The sequence below is a fragment of the Streptomyces durhamensis genome, from assembly GCF_000725475.1.
Taxonomy (GTDB): Bacteria; Actinomycetota; Actinomycetes; order Streptomycetales; family Streptomycetaceae; genus Streptomyces; species Streptomyces filipinensis.
On sequence record NZ_JNXR01000005.1, the window covers coordinates 155,840 to 181,088 of the forward strand.

Here is a 25,249-nt window from a genome sequence, read left to right on the forward strand (position 1 = left end):
GAGGGTCAGGTCACCCGGCCGCCCGGCTCCGGGCGTCCTTCCTGGCGACCGGGGCCCACTGGTCGAGCAGCCCGGGGTGCCGGCGGAGCCAGCCGCGGACGGCCTCCTGCTCCTCGCCCTTGCCGGCCTTCTGGATCTGCGACTCCAGGCCGGTGAGCTGCTTCTCGGTCATGGAGAAGTCCTTCAGCCAGCGCCCGACCTGCGGGTTGTCGGCGGCGAAGCCCTTACGGGCCAGGGTGTGCACGCCGTCGCCCTTGCCCCAGGCGCCCCGGGGGTCCTTGAGCTTCTTCAGGTCGTAGTCGCTGTAGGCCCAGTGCGGGGACCAGAGGGTGACGACGACCGGCTGCTTCTTGGTGTAGGCCCGCCTCAGCTCGGAGAGCATGGCCGACGTGGAGCCGTCGATCACGTCGTAGCGGCCCTGAAGGCCGTACTCCTTGAGGACCTTGCTCTTGAGCAGGCCCATCATGCCCGCGCTGGGCTCGATGCCGACGATCTTCCCGCCGAACTCGGAGGCGTGGTCCTTGAGGTCCGCCAGAGAGTTCACGTCCTTGACATACGACGGGACGGTCAGCTCCAGGGAGGTGGGGCCGTACCACTTGCCGAGGTCGTCGAGCTGCGTGCCGTACTTCTTCCAGTACTCGGCGTGGGTGGTGGGCAGCCAGGAGTCGGTCTGGAAGTCGAGCTGGCCGGTGGCGAGGCCGGTGTAGAGCGGGCCCGCCGTGTACTGGGTGGTGGTGACCTCGAAGCCGCGCTCCTCCAGGATCTCCTTCCAGAGGAAGGTGGAGGCGATGCCCTCGTCCCAGGGGATGTAGCCGATCCTGATCTCCTTGCCCTTGCCGATGTCCGGGCCGGAGGCCCCGGAGGTGCCGGCGGAGCGGCCGAAGACGCCCATGCCGCCCGCGACCAGGGCGAGCACGACCACGCCGACGCCCGCGACGGCCGGGCGCGGGCGGTACGACCACACGCGCGTGCGGGCCTTCGCGGCGGCCCTGCGGCCCTGCGGGGAGAGCTGGGTGCCGAGCGCGCCGGTGATCCGGTCCAGGTAGATGGCGAGGACGACGATGCCGACGCCCGCCTCGAAGCCGTGGCCGATGTCGACCTGGCCGATGGCCTCGTTGACGGCACCGCCGAGGCCACCGGTGCCGACCATGCCGGCGATGACGACCATGGACAGGCCCAGCATGATCACCTGGTTGACGCCCGCCATGACGGTCGGCAGGGCGAGCGGCAGCTGGACGCGCCAGAGGATGCGGCGCGGGGTGGTGCCGAACGCCTCGGCGGCCTCGACGAGTTCGGCGTCGACCTGCCGGATGCCCAGCTCGGTCATGCGGACGCCGGGGGCGAGCGCGAAGATCAGGGTGGCGACGACCCCGGGGGCGGTGCCGAGGCCGAAGAAGAGCATGGCCGGGATCAGCAGCACCATCGACGGCATGGTCTGCAGCAGGTCCAGGACGGGTCGCACGGTCGCGCTGACCGTCCTGGAGCGGGCCGCCCAGATGCCCAGCGGGACGGAGATCACCAGCGCGAGCACGGTGGCCACCAGGACGAGGGAGAGCGTGGACATGGCCTCGTCCCACAGGGCGAGCGAGTCGACCAGCGCGAACCCGGCGAAGGCGAGGACACCGGCGGTGAGGCCGCGCAGCCACCAGGCGAGGACGGCGAGGATGCCGGCCGTCAGCAGCGGCTGGGGCGCGCCGAGCACGGCGTCGATGCCGTCGTACATGCTCTCCATGACCGCCTTGACGGCGTCGAAGAGCCAGGAGAGGTGGTCGAGCAGCCACTTGACGCCGGAGTCGACCCAGTCGCCGAGGTGGATCCTAGGCACGGCTGATCACCGTCCCCTCCGGGTTGTCGCAGGGGGCGGGAGCGGCCGTCTCGTCGCCGAGGAAGCCGACCAGCCGCTGCCTGGCGACGACACCGACGACCCGGTTCGCCGCGTCCACGACCGAGACACGGTGGGACAGCCGGGCGCTGATCGCGCACAGCTGCGCGAACGGGGTCTCGCGGGTCGCGGTCTCGCAGCCGCACAGCGGGGCGGCGGCCGTCACCGAGGTGTCCATGAGGGCGCCCGCCGTCAGCACGCGCGAGCGGTCGATGTCCTGGACGAAGGAGGCGACGTAGTCGTTCGCGGGGCGCAGCAGGATCTCCTCGGCGGTGCCGGTCTGCACGATGCGGCCGTCGCGCATGACGGCGACGCGGTCGCCGAGGCGCATGGCCTCGTTGAGGTCGTGGGTGATGAAGACGATGGTCTTCTTCAGGGTCTTCTGCAGCTCCAGCAGCTGGTCCTGCATGTCGCGGCGGATCAGCGGGTCCAAGGCGCTGAAGGACTCGTCCATCAGCAGCAGGTCGGCGTCGGTGGCGAGGGCGCGGGCGAGGCCGACGCGCTGCTGCATGCCGCCGGACAGCTCGTCGGGCCAGGACTTCTCCCAGCCGGCCAGGCCGCACAGGGCGAGCGCCTCGTCGGCGCGGCGTTCGCGCTCGGCGCGGGGCACGCCCTGCACTTCCAGGCCGTAGGCCGCGTTGTCGCGGACGCTGCGGTGCGGGAACAGCGCGAAGTGCTGGAACACCATGCTGATCTTCTTCGAGCGCAGCTCGCGCAGTTCGCGGGCGGTGAGCGCGGTCAGGTCCTGGCCGTCGAAGCGGACGCTGCCCGCGGTCGGTTCCAGCAGGCCGTTGAGCATGCGCAGCAGGGTGGACTTGCCGGAGCCCGACAGGCCCATGACCACGAAGATCTCACCGGCCTCCACGCGGAACGAGGCGTCGATCACGGCGGCGGTGGTTCCGTCGGCGCGCAGTTCCTCTCTCTCGGCGCCCTGCCGCAGGCGTTCCACCGCGTCGTCCGGTCGTCTGCCGAACACCTTGAACAGGTGCTCGACCTCAAGCCTCGATTGCACGCGTACCTCTCGTCTCGGGGGCAGGGACGCAGCTGGCCGCGCCTCCCCGAGATCAACATGGTCAAACTTTTAAGTGGCTTACCTCACATCGTCGGGACGGTCCGTGGCGTACGGCATGATGCGAGCGTGACCGGACGACTCATGCTCCTCGACACCGCATCGCTGTACTTCCGCGCCTACTTCGGCGTCCCGGACTCCGTGAAGGCCCCGGACGGCACGCCCGTGAACGCCGTGCGCGGACTGCTGGACTTCATCGACCGGCTGGTCAAGGACCACCGGCCGGAGCAGCTGGTGGCCTGCATGGACGCCGACTGGCGGCCGCAGTGGCGGGTGGACCTCATCCCCACCTACAAGGCGCACCGGGTCGCCGAGGAGCACGAGGGCGCTCCGGACGAGGAGGAGGTGCCGGACACCCTCTCCCCGCAGGTGCCGGTCATCGAGGACGTGCTGGACGCGCTCGGCATCGCCCGGGTCGGCGTCGCGCGGTACGAGGCGGACGACGTGATCGGCACGTTCACGGCGCAGGCCGCGGGCCCGGTGGACATCGTCACGGGCGACCGCGATCTGTACCAGCTGGTGGACGACGCGCGCGGGATCCGGGTGCTGTACCCGCTGAAGGGCGTCGGCACGCTGCAGCTGACCGACGAGGCGGTGCTGCGCGAGAAGTATGGGGTCGACGGGCGCGGGTACGCGGATCTCGCGCTGCTGCGCGGCGACCCGAGCGACGGCCTGCCGGGCGTGGCCGGGATCGGCGAGAAGACAGCCGCCAAGCTGCTCGCCGAGTTCGGCGACCTGGCCGGGATCTTGGCGGCGGTCGACGACCCCGGGGCGAAGCTCACGCCGTCGCAGCGCAAGCGGCTCACCGAGGCCCGGCCCTATCTCGCGGTCGCGCCGAAGGTGGTGCGGGTGGCCGACGACGTGCCGCTGCCGGATGTCGAGACCGCCCTGCCGCACGCCCCGCGGGATGCGGCGGCGCTGGAGCGGCTGGCCAGGCGGTGGGGGCTCGGCGGCTCGCTGCAGCGGCTGCTGACCACGCTCGCCGGGTGACCCGGCCCGGAATATTCCGGCAAAGGGCTCCCATCCCGCGCTCACGAAAGAGGTGTTGACCCCGAGAGAGATGCTAACTTAGGTAAACCTAACCAATCCGCAGGAGGTCGTGATGGCAGAGCGTCCGGGACGAAAGCCGCGCAAGGCCCGTACCGCCCATGTGATCCGCACCGAGCGCCTGACCCCGCACATGCAGCGGGTCGTGCTCGGCGGCGAGGGCTTGGCCGACTTCGCGGCGGACACCTGCACCGACCACTACGTCAAGCTGCTCTTCGGCCCTGAGGGGGTCACCTACCCGGAGCCCTTCGACCTGGAGCGGATCCGTGCCGAGTTCCCGCGGGAGCAGTGGCCGGTGACCCGGACCTACACCGTGCGCGCCTGGGATCCCGAACACCGGGAACTGACCCTGGACTTCGTCGTCCACGGCGACGAGGGGCTGGCCGGTCCGTGGGCCACCCGGGTACGGCCGGGCGAGCCCGTGCGCTTCATGGGCCCCGGCGGCGCCTACGCCCCCGACCCGGCCGCCGACTGGCATCTGCTCGCCGGCGACGAGAGCGCGCTGCCCGCGATCGCCCGGTCCCTGGAGGCACTGCCCGCCGGTGCCCGCGCGCACGCCTTCGTGGAGGTGTCCGGCCCCGAGGAGGAGCAGAAGATCGACTCCGAGGTGGAGGTCGTCTGGCTGCACCGCGGGGACCGGCCGGTCGGCGAGGCACTGCTGCAGGCCGTACGCGCGCTGGAGTTCCCAAAGGGGCGGGTGCACGCGTTCGTGCACGGCGAGGCGGGCTTCGTGAAGGAGCTGCGCCGGCTGCTGCGGGTCGAGCTGGAGATCCCCCGCGTGGACCTGTCGATCTCCGGGTACTGGCGCCTGGGCCACAACGAGGACGGCTGGCAGGCCTCCAAGCGCGACTGGAACGCCCGCATCGAGGCCGAGCAGGAGAGCGGCGCGGCGGCGGCCTGAGCCCCGGGCTCAGGTCTCGTTGATCCTGCCGAACGGGATGTGCACGCTCGGCGTGGTCCGTGCCGTGCTCTGCAGGTGCGTGACCTGGTCGTCGAAGAAGATGTGCGGATCCAGCACCCGCATGACCGCGCCCTTGTCGATACCGCCGAGGAAGAAGGCGCCGTTCACCGCCACGCCCCACTTCTTGAGGCTGTTCACGGCGCGTTCGTGGGCGGGGGCGTTGCGCGCGGTCACGATGGAGACGTGGACCCGGAGCGCGTAGCCCGGATCGCTCCTGCGCCGCTCCTCCTCCCGGCGCTGTATCCGGTTCACCCCGGCGAGGAAGTCACGCAGCGGCCCGGGGTCGTGCGGGGTCGCCGCGTTACGGGCCTCGTGCGCGCGGAACTCCTCCAGTCCGCCGGACTGGTACACCTGCTCGGCGGCGTCACTGGCGAGCACCCCGTCGAAGTCGAACGCGATCCGCAGCTCCCGGTCGGCTAGGTCGTCCGGGCACGGCGCTCCGAGAACATGTCCCGCGGGCAGTCCGGCGGCGACGGCCTCCCGCACGTCGTCGCCGTTCGCCGACAGGAACAGCGACATGTTCAGCGCGGGCATGAACGTGTACGGCGACCGGCCCTGCATGAAGACGGCCCGGCTGATCGGCAGCCCGTGCGTCTGGATCGACCGCATGACCCTGAGCCCCGTGTCGGGGTCGTTGCGGGACAGGATGATGACCTCGACCAGCGGGTCCCCCGGCTCGCCGAGGTCGTTGAGCGACAGCAGCCGCCGGATGAAGGCGAAGGCGACACCCGGCCGCAGCGTGGTCTCCCGGTTCTCCTCCTGATAGGCCCGGTAGGCCTCCTCGCCCTGCTCGCGGAAGACGGCGTCCGACTCGCGCAGATCGAACAGGGCACTGGAGGCGACACCGACGACGAGTCGGCCGGCGAGATCGTAGGCGGGCATGGACCACATCTTCACACCGACCGGTCCCGGCCCGGTGCTCAGTCGCCGCGTATGCGGGCGTGCAGGTGCATGTCGTGCCAGCCGTCGGGGTGGAGCAGGGCGCTGCGCTTGGTGCCCTCCAGGGCGAAGCCGGCCTTCACGGCGACGCGGCAGGAGGCCTCGTTGGCGACCGCGTGCAGGAGTTCGAGGCGGTGGAAGCCGATCTCGTCCAGGGCCCAGCGGCTGAGCGCGGTCGCCGCGCGGGCCGCGACGCCGCGCCCCCGGGCCTGTGCCGCCGTCCAGTACGCGATCTCGGCGCATCCGTCACCGAGCAGGAGCTGGCGCAGCGCCATCCGGCCCAGCAGTTCGTCCGTCGCCTCGTGGACGACGGCCCACTGGGCGCCCTGTTCCGCCGCCCAGTACGTCTGCCACCGCTCGATCCAGCCGGCGACCTCCGCCACGGAGTCCGCGGACCTCAGGTGCCACTGCTGCATGACCGGATCCTGCATGGCCGCGTACACGGCGGGCGCGTCCTCGGCCCGCCACGGGCGCAGCAGCAGACCGTCACCGGTCGGCAGGGCCGGCTGGGGGCACCGGGCGAGGGTTCCGGAGGCCAGCACCGGACTGGTGAGAAAGGGCATGACCGACATCCTGCCGACCGCCGGGCCGTCGGCGCACCCCATTTCCGCCTCGTACCCTTGACCCCGATGAGACGCCGTACCCCGCCCCCGCCCGCCCCGCTCCCCCAGATCGACGGTGTCGACCCCGTGCGGGTGCGGCTGCCGCATGCCGGGACGTGGGCCACGGCGCGGGAGTACCTGGTCGCGCGGCTGACGGGGGCCGGGCCCGGGATGGTCGAGTCGATGTTCGCCGCGGGGCGGGTCGTCGGCGCCGACGGGCGGGCGGTGCCGCCGGACGCGCCGTACCGGCCGGGGATGTTCGTGTGGTTCCACCGCGAACTGGCCCCCGAGGTGCCGGTGCCGTTCCCGGTGGAGGTGGTGTACCGGGACGACCACATCGTCGTCGCCGACAAGCCGCACTTCCTCGCGACGACCCCGCGCGGCACGCATGTGGCCGAGACCGCGCTGGCCCGGCTGCGCCACGAGCTGGGCCTGCCGACGCTGACCGCCGCGCACCGGCTGGACCGGCTGACGGCGGGCCTGGTGCTGTTCATCGTGCGTCCCGAGGAGCGCGGCGCGTACCAGACGCTGTTCCGGGACCGGCGGGTACGCAAGGAGTACGAGGCGGTCGCCGCGTACGACGCCTCACTGGTCCTGCCCCGGACCGTGCGCAGCCGGATCGTGAAGGAGAGCGGGGTGCAGGCGGCGCGGGAGGTCGAGGGCGAGCCGAATGCCGAGACCCTGGTGGAGCCGGCCGGGCGCCGAGGCGGTCTCGCCCGGTACCGGCTCTTCCCGGCGACCGGGCAGACCCATCAGCTGCGGGTGCATCTGAACGCGCTCGGTGTGCCCGTCCTCGGCGATCCGCTGTACCCGGAGGTGACCGGCCCGGTGCCGGCCGGTGACTTCCGGCGCCCCCTGCAACTGCTCGCCCGCAGGCTGGAGTTCACGGACCCGGTCACCGGAGCGGAGCACACGTTCGTCAGCGGGCGTGTGCTCCGCGCCTGGTCGTCCTACGCCGACTGGGCCGACGGGAACTGAGCACCCCGAAGAGGCGCGAGGAGGTGCGCGACCGGCCGCCCCGCAGCCGCGGGCGGCCGACGGCACAGCGCGGCGCTCAGCGCGGAGCGCTTCCTCACTCGCCCCGCCACCAGTGCAGCAGCCGCCGCCAGATGCCCCGGGGACGCGCTGCCGGTCGCGGAGCCGCGGGGTAGGGCGCGACGGGGTGCGGCGCGGCGGCCGGGGTCTCCTGGCCGGGACGCGCCGGGGCGGCCTGCCGGGCCGGGTACGGCGACGGGACGGCCAGGGGCCGGGGCGGGCCGTCGACGTCCTGCTGCGGCTTCGGCTCGAAACGCACGGGCAGGGACACCAGGTGCCGGGAGGCGATGGACGAACGCCAGCGCAACTCCTCTTCCGGGCAGCCGAGTTGCACATCGGGCAGCCGCATCAGCAGCGCGTCGACGCCGACGTCGGCGATGGCACGGCCGATGTCCTGGCCGGGGCACTCGTGCGGGCCGCCGCCGAAGGCGAGGTGGGAGCGGTTGCCCTGCATGCTCGCGGACAGGTCCGGGCGGATGCGCGGGTCGAGGTTGCCCGGCGCGGGTGCGAACAGCAGGCCGTCGCCCTTGCGGATGCGCTGCCCGCCCAGCTCGGTGTCCTGCTTGGCGTAGTAGCCGAGGACGGTGCTGAACGGCGGCTCGTCCCACAGCGACTGCTCGATGGCCTCCGGCACGGTCATCTGGCCGCCGCTGAGCTGGGCGCGGAAGCCCGGCTCGGTGAGGACCATGCGCAGCGCGTTGGCGAGGAGGTTCGCGGTGGCCTCGTAGGCCGCGAAGAGGACGAGCCGCAGGTGTTCGCGGACCTCGTCGTCGCTGAGTCCGGCCGGGTGGGTGACCAGGTGAGAGGTGAAGTCGTCCTCGGGCCGGGCACGGCGCCGGGTGGTGAGCCGGCTCAGCGCGTCCATGACGTAGGCGTGGCTCTGGATGGCGGTCTCGGTGCCCTTCAGGGCGTCCCGCGCGGCCTGCACCATGCGGTCGTCGTACTCCTCGGGCATGCCGAGGATCTCGCACATGACGGCCATCGGCAGATGCTCGGCGAACTGGGAGACCAGGTCGGCCCGGCCGCGTTCACAGAAGCTGTTGACCAGGCCCTGGGTGTAGCGGCCGATGTGGCGGCGCATGCTGCGGTGGTCGATGGTGGACATGGCCGCGGTGACCGCCGCGCGCAGCCGCTGGTGCTCGTTGCCCTCGGCGTGCGAGCAGATCGGCTGCCAGGCGATGTGCGGCATGAGCGGGTGGTCGGGCTTGACCATGCCCTCGGTCAGCGGGCTCCAGATCCGGCTGTCGCGGGTGTAGAGGGAGGGGCTGCGCACCAGGTGCAGGTTCTCGGCGTGTCCGAGGACCACCCACATGGGCACGTCGTCGTGGAGCAGGACGGGGGCCACGGAGCCGTGCTGCTCCCGCAGCCGCTCGTAGAGGTCGCCCAGGTCCTGCGCGTCGGGGCCGTAGAGCCGGTGCAGCCCGCCGGGGCCGAGGCCGTGCGCGGGGCAGCCCGGCGGCGGGACGCGGGTGGGGTCTGTGTCGGGCAGGGACGTGAATTCAGACGTCACGGTGTCGCTCCGGAACGGAAAAAGGGTGTGGGGGTGGGTCGGCTGAGGGTCAGGTGAGGGCGCCGGTCAGGGCGATCGAGTGCAGGAAGCGCATCAACGTCATCAGGACGTCCTTGCTGGAGGCCCGGCGGCGTACGTCGCACTCCATGATCGGGATCTCCGGGGTGAGGTCGAGCGCGGTGCGCAGTTCCTCGACCGGGTAACGGGGTGCGTCCGGGAAGGAGTTGACGGCGACGACGAAGGGCACACCGCGTTCCTCCAGCCGGCCCATGACGTCAAAGCTGACCTCAAGGCGCCGGGTGTCGACGAGGACGACCGCGCCGAGGGCGCCTTCGAACAGGCCGTTCCACAGAAACCAGAAGCGCTCCTGGCCGGGGGTGCCGAAGAGGTAGAGCACCAGCTTGTCGGTGACGCTGATGCGGCCGAAGTCCATGGCCACGGTGGTGGCGGTCTTGGTTTCGGAGCCGTAGTTGTCGTCCACGCCGATGCCGGCCTGGGTCATGGTCTCTTCGGTGGTCAGCGGTCTGATGTCGCTGACGGAGCCGACCATGGTCGTCTTGCCGACACCGAAGCCGCCCACGATCACGATCTTCACCGCGGCCTGGGCCGTGTGCGGCAGGTGATCCTCGGTGCGCGGGCCGGGGATGGTGTCAGAGCCGTTGAAGTCCATGCATCACCGCTTCGAGGAGTGAACGGTCGGGTACCGCCCGACGGACGATCGGGGCGCGCACCTGCACCAGTTCGGCCGTGATCAGCTCGGTGATCAGGACGGTCATCGCGCTGAACGGCAGGTTCAGATAGGCCGACAGCTCGGCCACGGACAGGGGGTTGGCGCAGAGGCGCAGGACGGCGGCCTGCTCGGGTGAGGCGGCCGGCTGGGGCGCGTCGCGCGCCACGATCAGGGTCACGAGGTCGAGTTCGGCGCGTGCGCCGTCCTCGGATCCGGCGACGGTGTAGAGCCGTTCGGGGTTCTTGGGCTCGGCCTCACCGTCCGCCGGCTGGGGCGCGGGCGGCTGGGGAGGCGGCGGGGGCTTCGGCTCGCGCCGTTTACGTTGCGGAGGAGTCATACGGTCTGCCCGTTCCGCCGGGGCGGACTGGTGAGATGGGCGCCGATCCGGACGACGAGGTCGCGCATCATGCCGCTCATCCGGCCCGGCTCGCAGGTGACGTCGGCGAGTACGGCGAGGTAGGCGTTGTCGCCGGCGTTCATGAGGTAGAAGTAGCCGCCGTCGATCTCGAAGACGACCACCTTCATGTCACCGGCGCCGGGGAGTTCCTTGATGATGGCGCCGGCCAGGCTCTGCACTCCCGCGCAGGCGGCGGCCACCCGGTCGGCGGCGTCGGGGTCGCCGCCGTAGCGGGCGATGCGCAGTCCGTCGGCGGAGAGGACCACGATCATCTCGATGCCCGGTACGCCGTCGTTCAGCTGCTTGAGCATCCAGTCGATGTTGCCTCGCTGCTGGATCACTTGAGGTCCCCCTCGTCGTCGGCCCCGGTGGCGGTGTCCGAATCGTTGAGCAGATGCACGTACTTTTCCGGGTGCAGCGTGAAGTCGGTCAGTTCGGCGGCGGTGGCGTCCTCCGGCATGCCCTTGCGCAGGCCGGCCCAGAACTCCTCGATCCCCAGGCCGGGCGGCCGCTCCCGGAGCTTCCTGATCTCGGGGTCCATCTCGGGCTCGGGCTTCGGTTCGGACCTGGTCTGCGACCAGATGGTGGGCCTGCCCTCGCGCTCGGCCCGCTCGACCTCCGCCGCCTCGGCGTAGCGCTGGCTCAGCGGGGTCTTCATCCGGCTGCGGCGCTGCGGCAGTCCGCCCGCCGTCCACTCGGTGACCTCGGGTACGTCGTCCTCCATGGTGATCCCGGCGGGGATCTTGGGGCTGGTGGGACGGCGCCTCTTCGGCGGGCGCTTGGGGCCTTCGACGGCGCCGAGCGCGGGCACCGGCGCGCCCGTCGCGCCGATGCCGTGGGCGGCACCGACACCGGGCTCGGTGGTGGTCATGACGCGCGGCACGATGAGGATCGCGCGGACGCCGCCGTAGGCGGAGGCGCGCAGCGAGACCTCCATGTCGAAGAACTTGCACAGGCGGCCGACGACGGCCAGGCCGAGGCGCGGGTTCTCGCCGAGGTTGTGGGCGTCGTCGCCGTTCTTGGCGTCCTCGATCATCTGCTCGATGCGGGCGCGGGACTCCTCGCTGAGGCTGACGCCCGCGTCCTCGATCTCGATGGCGATGCCGGCCTGCACCTCGGCGGCGGTGACGTGCACCTTGGTCGAGGGCGGCGAGTAGCGGGTGGCGTTGTCGAGGAGTTCGGCGGCGGCGTGGATGACCGGCTCGACGGCGGTGCCCTTGATGTTGATGTTGACGATGGAGTTCAGCTCGATACGGCGGTACTCCAGGATGCGCGACATGGCGCCGCGCAGGGTGCTGTAGAGGGAGACCGGCAGCGGCCACTGGCGGCCGGGGCGGCCGCCGCCGAGGACGGCGATGGTGTCGGCGAGGCGGCCGATCAGCGAGGTGCCGTGGTCGATGCGCAGCAGGTCGTCGAAGACCTCGGGGTTACGGCCGTGGTCCTCCTCCATCTCCCGCAGTTCGTTGGACTGCTGGTGGACGATGGCCTGGACGCGGCGGGCGATGCTCACATAGGAGCGCTCGGTCGCGTCGCGCATGTTGATCTCGTGGTCGGCACCGCGCAGCGCGACGCGGAACATCTCGCGGTACATCTCGGGCAGGCCGCGCAGTTCGGGGTCGGCGTCGTAGGCGTGGACCAGCACGTCCCGCAGGGGTTCGCCCGCGCGCAGCCGCTGCAGGCCGTACGGGATGACGTCGCCGGCGAAGCGCGCGATCAGCTGGTCGTGGGCGGCGAGCCGGTGCTCCAGATACGCGGTGTGACGGGCGTACCCGGCCTGTTCCTCGCGGAGTCTGCGGCCGCGGCGGGCGGCCTCCGCACCCGTGGCGAGGACCAGCAGCAGGGCCACTGCCCCGAGCGCGCCGACGGCGAGCCGGGCAGACGCCGGCGCCAGGGCGACGGCCGCCCCGGTTGCGGCGGCCATCACTATGGCCGGGGCCAACAGGACGCGCACATAGGGACGTTCACGGCCACCGGGAGGCTTCTGAACACTCACCATGGATGCCTTCTGGGACGAATCGGCTGGGTGTCGGGGGAGCTTTTGGGGGGAAGGTTCATGGAACTGATGGGATCTGTCGCACGTTTGGGAACAAGCGCACGAATTGCCTCAACTCGGTGCGCCGCGGGCGAGCTTAGTCCGACCGGATCATCGCCGTGTCATATTCGGCAAGCACCTGAAATCGCCCGCGCCACAGGAGTACGCTCAGATTCATTTATACGCTGAGCTGCTATTCGAACACGTTCGGTTACGGTGTCCGCGCATGCGAAAGTGACTCACCGTGATAAGTGAAAGGGGGGCCGAAACGGCCCCCCTCACTGACACCGGACAGGTGCCGGTCAGCCCACCGACGAGTAGGCGACCACACCCCGCAGCAACTGATCGACGGCCTTGCGCGCGGCCTTGGCCACGGTCGACCCCTCGACGGGAGCCGCTGCCGAGATCTGGCCCAGCACGTCGATGACCTGCTTGCACCACCGCACGAAGTCCCCCGCTGGCATCTCCGCCTCGCGCAGCACCTCGTCGAGCGCCTTGTCCGAGGCCCACATGTACGCGGCCCAGGCGAAGCCGAGGTCCGGCTCGCGCTGTCCGACACCCTCGGTCTGGTTGATCCGGAAGTCCTCCTCCAGAGCGTCGAGCCGGCCCCAGATCCGCACCATCTCCCCGAGCGCCGCCTTCGCCTTGCCGGAGGGCAGCTTGGGCGCCATCGCGTCGTCGCCGACCCGCGCCTCGTACACCAGCGCCGAGACGCAGGCGGCCAGTTCGGCCGGGCTGAGGCCCTCCCAGACCCGCTCGCGCAGGCATTCGCTGGCCAGCAGGTCGAGTTCGCCATACAGCCGGGCGAGCCGCTTGCCGTGCTCGGTGACCTCGTCGCCGCGCAGGTAGTCCAGCTCGGTCAGCAGGGCCACGATCCGGTCGAAGGTCCGCGCGATCGTGTTCGTACGGCCCTCGATCCGGCGCTCCAGCTGCGAGGTGTCCCGCAGCAGCCGGTGGTACCGCTCGGCCCAACGGGCGTGGTCCTCACGGTCGTTGCAGCCGTGGCAGGGATGGGCGCGGATCGCGGTCCGCAGCCGGGCGATCTCGCGGTCGTCGGCCGCCTGCGAACGCTTCTTGCGGGCCCGCTCCGGCGGGATGTGTCCCGCCTTGGTGCGCAGCGCGGAGGCCAGGTCGCGACGGGACTGCGGCGAGCGCGGGTTGAAGGACTTCGGGATCCGCATCCGGTCCAGCGGCTCGACCGGCACCGGGAAGTCCATCGACGCCAGCCGCTTGACCTGCCGTTCGGCGGTCAGCACCAGCGGGCGCGGGCCGTCGTGGTGGTCGAAGCCGCGATGGCCGTTGGAACGGCCCGCGGGCAGGCCGGGATCCAGCACCAGGGCCAGCCCGGCGTACTTGCCGGTGGGCACGTGGATGACGTCGCCGGGCTTGAGCCGCTCCAGGGCGCCGGCGGCCTCGGCGCGCCGCTGGTCCGCGCCCTGCCGGGCCAGCTCGGTCTCCCGGTCCTTCAGTTCGCGGCGCAGTCGCGCGTACTCCTCGAAGTCCCCGAGGTGGCAGGTCATGGAGGCCTGGTAGCCGGCCAGACCCTCCTCGTTGCGCTGCACCTGCCGGGAGATCCCGACGACCGACTTGTCGGCCTGGAACTGCGCGAAGGAGGTCTCCAGCAGCTCGCGCGAGCGATGCCGGCCGAACTGCTCGACCAGGTTGACCGCCATGTTGTACGACGGCTTGAAGCTGGAGCGCAGCGGGTACGTACGCGTGCCCGCGAGCCCGGCGAGGTGCTCGGGGCTCATCCCCCGCTGCCACAGCACGACCGCGTGGCCCTCGATGTCGATGCCCCGCCGGCCCGCCCGGCCCGTCAGCTGGGTGTACTCGCCCGGCGTGATGTCGGCGTGCTGCTCGCCGTTCCACTTGACGAGCTTCTCCAGCACCACCGACCGGGCGGGCATGTTGATGCCCAGGGCCAGGGTCTCGGTCGCGAACACCGCCTTGACCAGGCCGCGCACGAAGAGCTCCTCGACGACCTCCTTGAAGGTCGGCAGCATGCCCGCGTGGTGGGCGGCGATGCCCCGCTCCAGGCCCTCCAGCCATTCGTAGTAGCCGAGGACGTGCAGGTCCTCCTGGGCGATGTGGGCAGTGCGCTCCTCGACCAGGGCGCGGACCCGTTCCCTCGCCTCCTCGTCGTTGAGCCGCAGGCCCGCGTACAGGCACTGCTGGACGGCGGCCTCGCAGGCGGCGCGGCTGAAGATGAAGGTGATCGCCGGGAGCAGTCCCTCGGAGTCCAGGCGCTCGATGACCTCGGGCCGGCCCGGCGTCCACACGCGCGAGCGCTGTCTGCGCTCGCGTTCCCGGTCGGCCTCGCGCATCGCCCTGCCGCGCCGGCGGTCCTGGTACGAGGGCCTCGACGCCTCCATGCGGGCCAGCCGGACGAGGTCGGGGTTGACGGCCTTCTTGTGGCCCTCGCCCTCCTCGAACAGGTCGTACATCCGGCGCCCGGCGAGGACGTGCTGGAAGAGCGGCACGGGCCGGTGCTCGGAGACGATCACCTCGGTGTCGCCACGGACGGTGTCCAGCCAGTCGCCGAACTCCTCGGCGTTGGAGACCGTCGCCGACAGCGACACCAGGGTCACCGACTCGGGCAGGTGGATGATCACCTCTTCCCAGACGGCGCCGCGGAAGCGGTCGGAGAGGTAGTGCACCTCGTCCATGACCACGTAGCCCAGGCCGAGGAGGGTCTGGGAGCCGGCGTAGAGCATGTTCCGCAGGACCTCGGTGGTCATCACGACCACCGGGGCGTCGGAGTTCACACTGTTGTCGCCGGTCAGCAGGCCGACCTTCGCCGTGCCGTAGCGGCGGCACAGATCGGCGTACTTCTGGTTCGACAGCGCCTTGATGGGGGTCGTGTAGAAGCACTTCTTGCCCTGTTTCAGGGCGAGGTGGACGGCGAACTCGCCCACGATCGTCTTGCCCGAGCCGGTGGGGGCGGCCACCAGTACACCCTTGCCCGCCTCGAGTGCCTGGCAGGCCTCGATCTGGAAGGGGTCGAGGCCGAAGTCGTACATCTCGCGGAAGGACGCGAGCGCGGTGGCCTGCTCGGCTGCCCGACTGCGGGCCGCCGCGTACCGCTCGGCCGGTGAGAGGTCCTCTGTCATCGTGCTTTCGAGCGTACCGGGCCCCACTGACAACAGGACGATCATTATCCGGAACGTGCGCTGATCGACAGCGCCGGACCCGCGCGGGGGCGGTGAAGGCGGGCCGGTGAAGACGGATGCCCCCGCCCGGTGGGGGCGGGGGCATCGTGCGCGGGCTCGGTGCGGGCTCGGGCTCAGGTGACGTCGTCGTAGCCGTTGACCCGGTCCGTGCTCGGCTGCTCGGGCAGTGCCCGGGCGGCCGGTACGGGCTCGATCTCGCCGATGTCCTCGGGCGTGAGGTCCAGCTCGGAGGCCTCGTCGTCGGACAGGCCGCCTGCATCGCGGCGGGCCCGGCGCCGGTCGTTGAGCAGCGAGAAGGCCACGGCGATGAAGAACAGTGCCCAGATCGGCGCCGCCAGCGCCAGCATCGTTCCCGGGTCGGGGCTGGGCGTGGCCACGGCCGCGAAGGCGGCGATGCCGACGACCATGCCGCGCCACCAGCCGAGCATGCGCCGGCCGGACAGGATGCCGGTGAGGTTGAGCATCACCAGCAGCAACGGCATCTCGAAGGCGAGGCCGAACACGACGACCATGCGCGTGACCAGGTCGAGCAGGTCGTCCAGCGGGAGCAGGTTCTCCGCGCCACCCGGCGTGAGGTCGACCAGGAACTTCGCCGTCACGGGCAGCACGTGGTAGGCGAGGTAGCCGCCGACCAGGAAGAGCGGGAAGCCGAAACCGACGAACGCGTAGGCGTACTTCTTCTCGTGGCGGTGCAGGCCCGGCGCGACGAACGCCCACAGCTGGTAGAGCCACACCGGCGCCGCCAGCACCACGCCGGCCGTTAGCGCGGTCTTCAGAGCCAGGGTGAACGGCGCCAGCAGGCCGCTGACCGTGATGTGTGCGCAGTGGGCGTTCTTGGTCTTGGCCAGTTGCCCGAAGGACTGCCCGCAACCGACCGACTCGAGCACCGGCCGGGTGATGAAGTCGATGATGTCCTTGTAGAAGAAGGCGGACACCACCGCGACAACGACGATCGCCAGGACGCCCTTCGCGAGCCGGTTGCGCAGCTCACGCAAGTGATCCGCGAGCGGCATCCGCCCCTCGGGATCCTTCTCCTTATTGCGGGCAGACTTGAGCAACCCACATCCTCATCTCGTGCAACGGACCGGATGTCCCGGTCCTCGCGTCAGCGCTGGGTCGTGTCCGTCGGCTCGTTGACCGGCCGGGAGCTGGTCACGTCGCCGGGCGCGGCCTGGATGGTGCGCTGAGCCGGGGTCTGCTCCTCGGCGGGCTGGGCGGAGGTGGTGGACTGCTTGCTGCCGTCGTCCTTCATCGCCTTGGCCTCGCTCTTCAGGATGCGCGCGGACTTGCCCAGTGAACGCGCCATGTCCGGAAGCTTCTTGGAGCCGAAAACAAGGACGATCACCAGAACCAGGAGCACCAGGTGCCACGGCTCAAGTGCGTTGCGGAACATAAAGTCTTCACCTTCTCACTGAGGCGGGGCGGCGGGGCGTGTACGACCTGTCGGACAAGTGTCTGACCATCGTGCTGGCAGCGATCGTAACGCCCGGGGGTGAACGCAGGACAATCCCCGCGCGTACTCCCGCCGCCTCTGCGGACCGCGCCTCGTACTCCGGGCCGCGACCAGCAGCGTACCTGGCTGGACCGGCAAGGTGACAGGGCGAAGTGACCCAAAGCGCATGAGGTAAGGCAATCACAACGCGTCCACGGCCCGGCCCGCACGGACGGCCGCCCGCTCCAGGTCTTCCGCCGCCCTGGTGATACGGCGCCCGGAGTCCGCCACCTGCTGCCCGAGGCGCCGCGCCTCCAGGAAGACCCGGACGGCCAGCACCCCCAGCACCACGAGACCCAGGAAACCCAGCACTACCGCGCACATCGGCCAGAACATGACGTCGAGACTAGACGGTGGAGTACAGCCTCAGCGTCCGGACCCCGCCGCCGGTGAGCAGCTCGACGATGCGCTCCCCGGCGGGCTTGCGGACGGCGGCCCCGCACTCGGGGCAGGTGAAGGAGTAGAACGTCGTGCGGCTGCTGGCTCCGATGGCGAGGCGCAGCGCGCTCGCGGCGAGCTCGAAACGGCCCCGGCAGTCGGGGCAGCCCGCCGTGAACATCACGGGGGCCACTCTCTTCATCCCGGCGAAGGCGGCCGCCACCGTCATCTCACCCACACCGGACACCGGAGAGTCGCTCACAGGCCTCGCTCCTTCTCGTGGTCGTTCACCGGCCGGCGCCGCACGTTCTCGTCCGCGGCACCGTCGAGGCCGGCCGGGCCCCGTGGCGCAGCCGCCCCTCCAGGCCGGCCCACGCCCCGTGGGGGCGCCGCCTCAGGGGCACTGCCCCGCTTGCCCGGCGCCTGCCGACGGCTGCGTGTCATACGCCGCCAGGGCCTTTGCGGCCGCCCTGCGGGCGCTGTCGGCCAGCTCCGGCGGGGAGACGATCCGGCCGTCCCGGCCGAGCCGCAGCGCCAGCCGGCGCAGGGAGGCCGGATCGGGCGTACGCAGAGTGATACGCAGCCCGCCGTCGGGAAGCTCATCGGCGCTGTCGTGCGGGTAGTACTCGGCGACCCAGCGGCCGCCGGGGCCGACCTCCACGACGACCTCCGGGTCCTCGGCGGCCGGCTGCACCAGGGCCTCGGACAGGTCCCGCAACTCGATCTCGGGCGGCGCGGAGGGCTCGTCCAGGATCCTGATCTCCGCGACCCGGTCGAGCCGGAAGGTGCGCCGGGCCTCGGAGCGGCGGCACCAGGCCTCCACATAGGTGTGGCCGACGCTCACCAGACGGATCGGGTCGATCTCGCGCTCGGTGACCTCGTCCCGGGCCGGAGAGTAGTAGCGGATCCACAGCCGGCGCCGCTCGGAGATCGCCCGGTCCACGTCGGCGAACACCCCGCCCTCGGACTCGAAGGTCACCGACAGCCGGGAGCTGGCGCCGGCGGTCTCACCGGCGGCGGTCTCCACCTTGGCGGTGGCCCGCAGCAGCGCCTGGCGGTCGCCCTCGCGCAGCCCGGGCAGCGTGGCGACCGCGCGGGCGGCCACCAGCAGGGCCGTGGCCTCGTCGGCGGCGAGCCGCAGCGGCTCGGCCGCCTCCTCGCCGAGCGCGGCCGGGTTGTGCCACCAGATCCGCTCGCCGTCGGTGTCGATGTCCAGCAGATCGCCGCCGCGGAAGCTGGTGCCGCACATCGGCAGCAGATCGAGGTCGGCGACCAGCTCGTCCTCGGTGATGCCGAAGGCACGCGCGACGTCCGCGATCCGCGCACCCGGCCGCTCCCGGAGATAGGTCACCAGGGAGAGCATCCGCCGGGTCTGGTCGATGGCGTTCACCTGCCTGACCGGTTTGCCTGCCACAGTCCGCTCCCCCTCAGCCCTTCGCCACGGCACGCAGCCGGTCCACCACGTCCGCGCGCAGCTCGGCCGGCTCCAGGACCACCACGTCCGGTCCGAACTCCACCAGCCAGGCGTCCAGGCCGTGCCCGTACGGAATCTCCAACTCGTCCCAGCCGTCGCCGAGTTCCCGGACCCCGGTGGCCTTCGCCCGAAGCGGGTAACCGGCGCCGGAACGCAGCCGGATCAGGGCCGTACCCTCGGCGATCTCACCGGCCCAGCTCGCGACGGTCTCGCGCACCGTGACGACGTCGGGCACGGGAGCGGTGAAGCCCGTACCGCGCGCACGCACCCGGCCGGTGATCCGCGACAGCCGGAAGACGCGCTCGGCACCGCGGTCCCGGTCGAAACCGGCCAGGTACCAGTGCCCGCGCCAGCACTCCAGCGCCCACGGCTCCACGTGCCGGGGCTCGGGGTGGACGGCGGAGGCCTTGCGGTAGTCGAAGACGACCGGCCGGCGGTCCCGGCAGGCCAGCATCAGCGGCTCGAAGGCGGCCTCGTGCACCGGGATACGGGGCTCCAGGGCGCCGTGCGCCTCGTACGGGTCGACGTCCTCGGGGAGCCCCGCGGCACGCAGCTTCTGCAGGGCACCGCTGGCGGCACCGGCGAGGCGGGCCTGCTGCCACACCTTCGCGGCCAGCCCGAGCGCCGCCGCCTCCTCCGCGTCCAGGGTGATGGGCGGCAGACGGTTGCTGGCGCGGCGGGCGAGATAGCCGACCTCACCGTCCAGGTTCTCCACCGTCGCGATGACCAGGCCGAGCTCGCGCAGGTCGTCCTTGTCCCGCTCGAACATCCGGTTGAAGGAGTCGTCGCTTCCCGCTTCGAGGTAGGCCTCGATGGACTCGCGCAGCTCACGCTTGCTGAGCGGCCGCCGTGTGCCGAGCAGACACAGTGCGAGGTTCATCAGCCGCTCAGCCTTGGCAATGGCCATCGACGCCCTACGCCTTTCCTCCGGTGCTTCCGACCGATGACCGTACCGCTCCGCAGGGCGGTGGCAAAGCCGAGGGCCCATGCCCGTGCAGGCATGGGCCCCAGGTGATCGGATCCGGTCGCACCCGACCGGTCGACCGGACGGGAGGCGGCGTGGATCAGGCCGGCATCAGACGCCGAGCAGGTCCACCACGAAGATCAGCGTCTCGCCCGGCTTGATCGCCGGGGTCGGGCTCTGGTTGCCGTAGGCGAGGTGGGCGGGGATCGTCAGCTGGCGGCGGCCACCGACCTTCATGCCCTGCACACCCCGGTCCCAGCCCGCGATGACACGGCCCGCACCCAGCGGGAAACGGAACGGGGCGCCCCGGTTCCAGCTGGCGTCGAACTCCTCGCCGGTGCTGAAGGCGACACCCACGTAGTGCACGGTGACGGTCTGACCCGCCTGGGCCACCGGGCCGTCACCCTCCCAGATGTCCTTGATCTCCAGGTCCGCCGGGGGCTCGCCACCAGGGAAGTCGATCTCGGGCTTCTCGATGCTCACGTCAAAAGCTCCTGCTTGTGTACGACACGAAACGCGAACAGTCTTTCATCTCCGCACCCCCGCCGCCCGCCACGGACACCCCCGCTACATCGCCGCGAGAATGTCCACCGTGAACACCAGCGTCGAACCCTTCTTGATGACACCACCAGTGGGCGGGGTGTCGCCGTAACCCAGCTCCGGCGGCACCACCACCAGCACCCGGCTGCCCACCTTCTTGCCGGTCAGCCCCTGCGCCAGACCCTTGACCGCCTGCTGCATCTGCTCCAGCGAGAACTGGCTCAGCCGCCCCGAGCCGTACGTCCGCTGGAAGGTCTTCCCGCCCTCCCACACCAGCCCCTGGAACTGGCACAGCACCGCCTGGTCCGCCTTCAGCTCCGGACCGTCGCCCTCCAGCACATACGTCGACACCAGCTTCTTCGGCGGATCCGTCTTCGGGACGGTCACCTTGGGCACACCGCCGTCGGTGTTGGTGCCCACCTTGGGCAGCGCGGCGTCGGTCTGCGGGACCGGCTTGCCCGTGGCCGAGCTCTTGGAGTTGAACGACTCGATCACGTCGATCACGAACACCAGCGTGTCCGTGCCCTTGATACCCGCCTGCGCGTTGCCCTGCTTGCCGTACCCCCAGGTGGGCGGCACCGCGATCTGGACACGGCTGCCGACCTTCTTGCCCGCCAGCGCATACCGCCAGCCGTCGATCACGGTGCCCTGGGCGAGCTGCAGCACCAGCGGACGCTTCTTGTCGTAGGAGTTGTCGAAGACCTTGGCCGTGGCCCAGATCTGCCCCAGATAGTCCGCCCGGACGAAGTCGTTCTCCGCGATCGTCCGGCCGCTGCCCGCGATCACCGTCTTCACCGCCAGGTTCTTCGACGGCTCACCCGGCCCCTTGGCCACCGTCGGCTTCTCACCGAACTTCGTGCCCGCCGTGATCGCCGGCAACGGCCCCTCCACGATCTTCGGCGGAGGCGGCGTGGACACCGACGGCGACGGCGAGGCACTCGCCTTGCTGGAGTCGGACTTCCCGTCACCGCACCCGGCGACAGTGACCAGTCCTGCGGGTACGGCAGCGAGGAGGAGGGAGCGTCGGCGCACGGAAGAGCCTCGTAATCGGTCGATCCTGTGATGGCGTGCGCGCAACTCTACGGTGTGAGAAGGGCGCCGTACGGGAAACGTACGACGCCCGTGTGGCGTTCCGGCATTCACACCCGAAACGCTTGACTCACCCGCTTTCCGTTACATTCCGGCGATCAGCTTCTCCACCCGGTCGTCCACCGAGCGGAACGGGTCCTTGCACAACACGGTGCGCTGTGCCTGGTCGTTGAGCTTCAGGTGCACCCAGTCGACCGTGAAGTCCCGGCGCTGTTCCTGGGCCCGCCGGATGAAGTCACCGCGCAACCGCGCGCGAGTGGTCTGCGGCGGAACCGACTTGCCCTCGAAGATCTTCAAGTCGTTGCAGATCCGGGTCGCCTGACCCTTCTTCTCCAGCAGGTAGTACAGACCACGGCGGCGGTGGATGTCGTGGTAGGCGAGGTCTATCTGGGCGACCCGCGGATGCGACATGGTCATGTTGTGCTTCGCCCGGTACCGCTCGATGAGCTTGTACTTCATGACCCAGTCGATCTCGGTGGCGATCCGGTCGAGCTCCTCGCTCTCGATCGCGTCCAGCGTGCGGCCCCACAGCTCCAGCACCTGCGCGACCGTCCCCGTGCGGATCCCGCGGCGGTCGCAGAAGTCCACGGCCTTGTCGAAGTACTCGCGCTGCACCTCCAGCGCCGAGGCCTCCCGCCCACTGGCCAGACGCACCTTGCGGCGGCCCGTGATGTCATGGCTGACCTCGCGGATCGCCCGGATCGGGTTCTCCAGGGTCAGGTCCCGCATCACGGTGCCCGCCTCGATCATGCGCAGCACCAGGTCCGTGGCACCGACCTTCAGCAGCATCGTCGTCTCGGACATGTTCGAGTCCCCGACGATGACATGCAGCCGGCGGTAGCGCTCGGCGTCCGCGTGCGGCTCGTCACGGGTGTTGATGATGGGCCTCGAACGGGTCGTCGCCGAGGACACACCCTCCCAGATGTGCTCCGCGCGCTGACTGACGCAGTACACCGCACCGCGCGGCGTCTGCAGCACCTTCCCCGCCCCGCACAGCAGCTGCCGTGTCACCAGGAACGGGATGAGGATGTCCGCAAGCCGGGAGAACTCCCCGTGCCGCGCCACCAGATAGTTCTCGTGGCAGCCGTAGGAGTTGCCCGCCGAGTCGGTGTTGTTCTTGAACAGGTAGACGTCGCCCGCGATTCCCTCCTCGTGCAGGCGTCGTTCGGCGTCCACCAGGAGTCCTTCGAGAATGCGCTCGCCGGCCTTGTCGTGGGTGACCAGTTCGGTCACGTTGTCACATTCGGGTGTCGCGTATTCCGGATGTGAGCCCACGTCGAGATAGAGCCGGGCGCCGTTTCGCAGAAAGACATTGCTGCTGCGGCCCCATGACACGACACGGCGGAAGAGGTACCGCGCCACCTCGTCAGGAGACAGGCGCCGCTGTCCCCTGAACGTGCACGTGACGCCGTACTCGTTCTCCAGCCCGAAAATGCGGCGGTCCATGACTGAACATTACGCCCGATCCCCTGAGCTGAAACGGGGTTCGACAGCACGATTTGGATCATTTTCCGATGAAGACGCAACGACCCCGCCCCGCGCGGGAGCTGCGAGGACCCGCCCCGTGCCGAGCAGCACCAGCAGCGACACGGCCCCCGCCGCACCCGGAACCACGAAACCCCACACCGTGCCACCGGCCTGGACCACCGGCCCCGCCACCCCCGTGCCCACCGACGCACCCACCGTGAACGTCGTCACAAGCCAGGAGAAAGCCTCGGTGACCGTCCCGCTCGGCGCGTGCCGGTCCACGATGATGAACGCACACGCGATACACGGCGCCAGGAACACCCCCGACACCCCCGCCAGCAGCACCATGGCCACCGGACCCGGGGTCAGCGTCAACGGCAGATAACACACCGCCAGAAGCGCCACCAGCACCCGCAGTCGCCGCTCGGGCGCCCCCGCCCACTGACGAGCCCCGTACACCGTGCCGCCGACCAGCGCCCCCAGCCCGAGCCCCGCCAGCATCCAGCCGTAGACCGCGTCACCTCCATGACCGTCCGCGTACGACACCGACGCCACGGTGATCGAACCCAGCGCGACACCGACGAACAGGAACGCACCGAGCAGCACCAGCAGCCCCGGCGAGCGCAGCGCACCCAGCCAGTGCGCCTCACGCGGAGCCGACCGCCACGCGCGCGAAGGCGGCGAGGACACCACCGACAGCGCGCCCAGCACCCCCAGGAGATTCAGCACCAGCAGGGCGGCACGCTCGTCCCACAGTGCCGCGCACAGCGTCACCAGCAGCGGCCCCACCATGTACATGATCTCCTGCGCGATCGCGTCCATGGCGTACGCGGTGTGCACCTGCTCCTCCCGGCGCAGCACCGACGGCCACAACGCGCGCAGGCCGCCCTCCAAGGGCGGCGTGAACAGACCGGCCGCCGCCACCGCCCCGTACGCGAGCGGCAGCGGATCGGTGCCACAGAACGCGAAGAGCGTCATCGACAGCGCCGCCAGCACGGCCGCCGGCAACTGGACGCGCGGCTGGCCGTACAGGTCGACCAGCCGGCCCAGCACCGGCTGGCCCACGGCGTTCGCCACGCCGTAGACCGCGGCGAGAGCGCCCGCGAGGCTGTAGGTGCCGCCCTCGGCCCGGACGAACACCACCAGGGCGATCGCGGCGGTCGCGTTGGGCAGCCGGCCCACCAGCGTGCCGGTGAGCAGCCTCAGCGCGTGCCTCGCCCGGAGTATCTCCAGGTATCCCGTGGCCATGTGTGCTGCCCTCCAGCGGCTCACCCCGGGGCACTGGCACGCCCCGACGTTGTACGTATAACTTGCTCTCTCATACGTACCATGAGCGCTGTTCCCCGTCCAGACGAACAGGAGCAGGCCCACGGTGGCACGCAGCAGCACGCGCCCGACCAGCCGGGACGTCGCCCAGGCGGCCGGGGTCTCCCAGGCCGCCGTCTCACTCGTACTCGGCGACAAATGGCGCGGCCGCGTCTCCGAAACCACCGCCGAACGCGTCCGCGAAGCCGCACGCGACCTCGGCTACCGCCCCAACCTCGCCGCCCGCAACCTCCGCCTCGGCCACACCCGCACCGTCCTGCTGGTCGTCCCCGCACTGACGACGGAGTTCTTCGCCGGCGTCTACACCGGCGCCGCACGGGTCGCCGCCGAACACGGCTTCGGCGTCGTCCTCTACCCCTCCCCCGAGGGCATCGGCCCCGCCCGCGACCCCTTCGCCTCCGCGCAAGCCGCCCTGGACGGCGTCATCGCCTCCTCCATGGCCGCCGACGCCCTCACCGCGATCCGCGGCGACCAGCTGCCCCTCGTCATGCTCGACAGCGACCCCGCGGGCAGCCTCGGCGCCGCCACCGTCAACCTCGACATCACCGACGGCGTCCGCCAGATCACCGAACACCTCCTCGGCCTCGGCCACCGCCGTATCCTCCACCTCGCCGCCGACGTCCCCTCATGGACCTTCGAGATCCGCGCGAGCGAACTGGCGGCACGCATGGCGGCCGTACCCGGCACCGAGATCCGCACCACCCGCTCCCCCATCTCCATCGATGGAGCCCTGGCCGCCACCGAGGCCGCGCTCACCACACCCGGACCCCGGCCCACCGCCGTCGTCTGCGACGACGACAAACTCGCCGCCGGCGCCTACAAGGCCCTGCGCCGCCTCGGCCTGCGCATCCCCGACGACATCTCCGTCACCGGCTTCGACGACCTCGGCCTCGCCACCGCCATCGACCCGGAGCTCACCACCGTCCGGCTCGACGCCGAACGCTTCGGGGAACGCGGCATGCGCGCCCTCCTGGCCGTCCTGGAGGACCGCCGACCCGAAGCGGGGGACATCCCCGTCGAGCTCGTCGTACGGGCCTCCACAGCCCCGCCGAGCGCCGGCCAGGCCTGAGCGCCACGCCGCCGCCGCACAGCATGGTGCCCCGGCCGAAGACCCGGCCGGGGCACACACGAGCGGACGAAACCTC

At 70.9% G+C, this 25,249-nt stretch carries 24 protein-coding genes; 4 read left to right on the forward strand and 20 right to left on the reverse strand.

Features of this window, described 5'->3' with window-relative positions:
* Positions 1-10: 10 nt before the first annotated feature.
* Together IO33_RS0108475 and IO33_RS0108480 are read right to left on the reverse strand one after the other, a co-directional pair.
* Complete coding sequence (locus IO33_RS0108475; protein WP_031162047.1) at positions 11-1,825, reverse strand: ABC transporter permease/substrate binding protein; 1,815 nt, start codon at positions 1,823-1,825, stop codon at positions 11-13.
* On the reverse strand, positions 1,818-2,894 hold the full coding sequence (locus IO33_RS0108480) for a quaternary amine ABC transporter ATP-binding protein (RefSeq protein WP_031162050.1): 1,077 nt from the start codon (positions 2,892-2,894) through the stop codon (positions 1,818-1,820). The genes IO33_RS0108475 and IO33_RS0108480 overlap by 8 nt, the downstream gene beginning before the upstream one ends.
* Before the next feature lie 126 nt (positions 2,895-3,020).
* Between IO33_RS0108480 and IO33_RS0108485 the strand changes: the two genes are divergently transcribed.
* Together IO33_RS0108485 and IO33_RS0108490 are read left to right on the forward strand one after the other, a co-directional pair.
* The gene (locus IO33_RS0108485; protein ID WP_031162053.1) at positions 3,021-3,941 is read left to right on the forward strand and encodes a 5'-3' exonuclease; all 921 of its coding nucleotides are present in this window, start codon (positions 3,021-3,023) and stop codon (positions 3,939-3,941) included.
* 112 nt (positions 3,942-4,053) lie between these two features.
* Positions 4,054-4,899 carry a siderophore-interacting protein gene (locus tag IO33_RS0108490; protein WP_031162055.1) on the forward strand — a complete coding sequence of 282 codons (846 nt, stop codon included), beginning with the start codon at positions 4,054-4,056 and terminating at the stop codon, positions 4,897-4,899.
* A gap of 9 nt (positions 4,900-4,908) precedes the next feature.
* On the opposite strand, the gene IO33_RS0108495 is transcribed toward IO33_RS0108490, so the two are convergent.
* Both IO33_RS0108495 and IO33_RS0108500 read right to left on the reverse strand, forming a co-directional pair.
* Entirely contained in the window at positions 4,909-5,841 is a 933-nt protein-coding gene (locus tag IO33_RS0108495) for a 5'-nucleotidase (protein WP_031162057.1), read from the reverse strand.
* A 38-nt stretch (positions 5,842-5,879) separates the two neighbouring features.
* Positions 5,880-6,461, reverse strand: a complete 582-nt coding sequence (locus tag IO33_RS0108500; RefSeq protein WP_031162059.1) for a GNAT family N-acetyltransferase — start codon at positions 6,459-6,461, stop codon at positions 5,880-5,882.
* 66 nt (positions 6,462-6,527) lie between these two features.
* Here IO33_RS0108500 and IO33_RS0108505 point away from each other — a divergent pair, with 66 nt between their 5' ends.
* Positions 6,528-7,478 (forward strand): pseudouridine synthase, encoded by a 951-nt coding sequence (locus IO33_RS0108505; RefSeq protein ID WP_031162061.1) that lies wholly within the window; start codon positions 6,528-6,530, stop codon positions 7,476-7,478.
* 94 nt (positions 7,479-7,572) lie between these two features.
* Here IO33_RS0108505 and IO33_RS0108510 read toward each other — a convergent pair whose 3' ends face one another.
* From IO33_RS0108510 to IO33_RS0108585, 16 genes are all read right to left on the reverse strand, one after another.
* Positions 7,573-9,045, reverse strand: coding sequence for a cytochrome P450 (locus IO33_RS0108510; protein ID WP_031162063.1), 1,473 nt, complete (start codon positions 9,043-9,045; stop codon positions 7,573-7,575).
* Between the two features lie 49 nt (positions 9,046-9,094).
* On the reverse strand, positions 9,095-9,715 hold the full coding sequence (locus IO33_RS0108515; RefSeq protein WP_031162065.1) for a GTP-binding protein: 621 nt from the start codon (positions 9,713-9,715) through the stop codon (positions 9,095-9,097).
* The gene (locus IO33_RS0108520; RefSeq protein WP_031162067.1) at positions 9,696-10,112 is read right to left on the reverse strand and encodes a DUF742 domain-containing protein; all 417 of its coding nucleotides are present in this window, start codon (positions 10,110-10,112) and stop codon (positions 9,696-9,698) included. Before IO33_RS0108520 ends, IO33_RS0108515 begins: the two co-directional genes overlap by 20 nt.
* Complete coding sequence (locus tag IO33_RS0108525; RefSeq protein WP_031162069.1) at positions 10,109-10,513, reverse strand: roadblock/LC7 domain-containing protein; 405 nt, start codon at positions 10,511-10,513, stop codon at positions 10,109-10,111. The genes IO33_RS0108520 and IO33_RS0108525 overlap by 4 nt, the downstream gene beginning before the upstream one ends.
* Complete coding sequence (locus IO33_RS0108530) at positions 10,510-12,168, reverse strand: sensor histidine kinase (protein WP_209438830.1); 1,659 nt, start codon at positions 12,166-12,168, stop codon at positions 10,510-10,512. The genes IO33_RS0108525 and IO33_RS0108530 overlap by 4 nt, the downstream gene beginning before the upstream one ends.
* A 338-nt stretch (positions 12,169-12,506) precedes the next feature.
* Entirely contained in the window at positions 12,507-15,359 is a 2,853-nt protein-coding gene (locus IO33_RS0108535) for a DEAD/DEAH box helicase (RefSeq protein ID WP_031162074.1), read from the reverse strand.
* Positions 15,360-15,487: 128 nt separating this feature from the next.
* Complete coding sequence (gene tatC / locus IO33_RS0108540) at positions 15,488-16,432, reverse strand: twin-arginine translocase subunit TatC (RefSeq protein ID WP_031162076.1); 945 nt, start codon at positions 16,430-16,432, stop codon at positions 15,488-15,490.
* A gap of 47 nt (positions 16,433-16,479) precedes the next feature.
* Positions 16,480-16,767 carry a Sec-independent protein translocase subunit TatA gene (gene tatA / locus IO33_RS0108545; protein WP_031162078.1) on the reverse strand — a complete coding sequence of 96 codons (288 nt, stop codon included), beginning with the start codon at positions 16,765-16,767 and terminating at the stop codon, positions 16,480-16,482.
* Between the two features lie 240 nt (positions 16,768-17,007).
* Entirely contained in the window at positions 17,008-17,202 is a 195-nt protein-coding gene (locus tag IO33_RS0108550) for a hypothetical protein (RefSeq protein WP_031162080.1), read from the reverse strand.
* A 10-nt stretch (positions 17,203-17,212) separates the two neighbouring features.
* Positions 17,213-17,473 (reverse strand): hypothetical protein, encoded by a 261-nt coding sequence (locus IO33_RS0108555; protein ID WP_037685138.1) that lies wholly within the window; start codon positions 17,471-17,473, stop codon positions 17,213-17,215.
* Between the two features lie 165 nt (positions 17,474-17,638).
* Positions 17,639-18,658 (reverse strand): helix-turn-helix transcriptional regulator, encoded by a 1,020-nt coding sequence (locus IO33_RS0108560; protein ID WP_031162084.1) that lies wholly within the window; start codon positions 18,656-18,658, stop codon positions 17,639-17,641.
* A 13-nt stretch (positions 18,659-18,671) separates the two neighbouring features.
* Complete coding sequence (locus IO33_RS0108565; RefSeq protein ID WP_031162086.1) at positions 18,672-19,625, reverse strand: helix-turn-helix transcriptional regulator; 954 nt, start codon at positions 19,623-19,625, stop codon at positions 18,672-18,674.
* A 168-nt stretch (positions 19,626-19,793) separates the two neighbouring features.
* Entirely contained in the window at positions 19,794-20,165 is a 372-nt protein-coding gene (locus IO33_RS0108570; protein ID WP_031162088.1) for an FKBP-type peptidyl-prolyl cis-trans isomerase, read from the reverse strand.
* Between the two features lie 84 nt (positions 20,166-20,249).
* On the reverse strand, positions 20,250-21,254 hold the full coding sequence (locus IO33_RS0108575; protein WP_031162090.1) for an FKBP-type peptidyl-prolyl cis-trans isomerase: 1,005 nt from the start codon (positions 21,252-21,254) through the stop codon (positions 20,250-20,252).
* Between the two features lie 141 nt (positions 21,255-21,395).
* Positions 21,396-22,757 (reverse strand): Pup--protein ligase, encoded by a 1,362-nt coding sequence (gene pafA / locus IO33_RS0108580; protein WP_031162092.1) that lies wholly within the window; start codon positions 22,755-22,757, stop codon positions 21,396-21,398.
* A gap of 9 nt (positions 22,758-22,766) precedes the next feature.
* On the reverse strand, positions 22,767-24,026 hold the full coding sequence (locus IO33_RS0108585; RefSeq protein WP_031162095.1) for an MFS transporter: 1,260 nt from the start codon (positions 24,024-24,026) through the stop codon (positions 22,767-22,769).
* Positions 24,027-24,150: 124 nt separating this feature from the next.
* Here IO33_RS0108585 and IO33_RS0108590 point away from each other — a divergent pair, with 124 nt between their 5' ends.
* A complete protein-coding gene (locus IO33_RS0108590; RefSeq protein WP_031162097.1) occupies positions 24,151-25,173 on the forward strand; it encodes a LacI family DNA-binding transcriptional regulator in 1,023 nt (340 codons plus the stop codon).
* The last annotated feature ends 76 nt before the right edge of the window (positions 25,174-25,249 follow it).

Coding starts and splice junctions, on each gene's coding strand:
- IO33_RS0108530 (WP_209438830.1), bottom strand. CDS start 12,168: ATGGTGAGTGTTCAGAAGCCTCCCGGTGGCCGTGAACGTCCCTATGTG.
- IO33_RS0108585 (WP_031162095.1), bottom strand. CDS start 24,026: ATGGCCACGGGATACCTGGAGATACTCCGGGCGAGGCACGCGCTGAGG.
- IO33_RS0108500 (WP_031162059.1), bottom strand. CDS start 6,461: ATGCCCTTTCTCACCAGTCCGGTGCTGGCCTCCGGAACCCTCGCCCGG.
- IO33_RS0108535 (WP_031162074.1), bottom strand. CDS start 15,359: ATGATCGTCCTGTTGTCAGTGGGGCCCGGTACGCTCGAAAGCACGATG.
- pafA (WP_031162092.1), bottom strand. CDS start 22,757: ATGGACCGCCGCATTTTCGGGCTGGAGAACGAGTACGGCGTCACGTGC.
- tatA (WP_031162078.1), bottom strand. CDS start 16,767: ATGTTCCGCAACGCACTTGAGCCGTGGCACCTGGTGCTCCTGGTTCTG.
- IO33_RS0108505 (WP_031162061.1), top strand. CDS start 6,528: ATGAGACGCCGTACCCCGCCCCCGCCCGCCCCGCTCCCCCAGATCGAC.
- IO33_RS0108565 (WP_031162086.1), bottom strand. CDS start 19,625: ATGGCCATTGCCAAGGCTGAGCGGCTGATGAACCTCGCACTGTGTCTG.
- IO33_RS0108515 (WP_031162065.1), bottom strand. CDS start 9,715: ATGGACTTCAACGGCTCTGACACCATCCCCGGCCCGCGCACCGAGGAT.
- IO33_RS0108520 (WP_031162067.1), bottom strand. CDS start 10,112: ATGACTCCTCCGCAACGTAAACGGCGCGAGCCGAAGCCCCCGCCGCCT.
- IO33_RS0108490 (WP_031162055.1), top strand. CDS start 4,054: ATGGCAGAGCGTCCGGGACGAAAGCCGCGCAAGGCCCGTACCGCCCAT.
- IO33_RS0108555 (WP_037685138.1), bottom strand. CDS start 17,473: ATGACGGTGGCGGCCGCCTTCGCCGGGATGAAGAGAGTGGCCCCCGTG.
- IO33_RS0108550 (WP_031162080.1), bottom strand. CDS start 17,202: ATGTTCTGGCCGATGTGCGCGGTAGTGCTGGGTTTCCTGGGTCTCGTG.
- IO33_RS0108495 (WP_031162057.1), bottom strand. CDS start 5,841: ATGCCCGCCTACGATCTCGCCGGCCGACTCGTCGTCGGTGTCGCCTCC.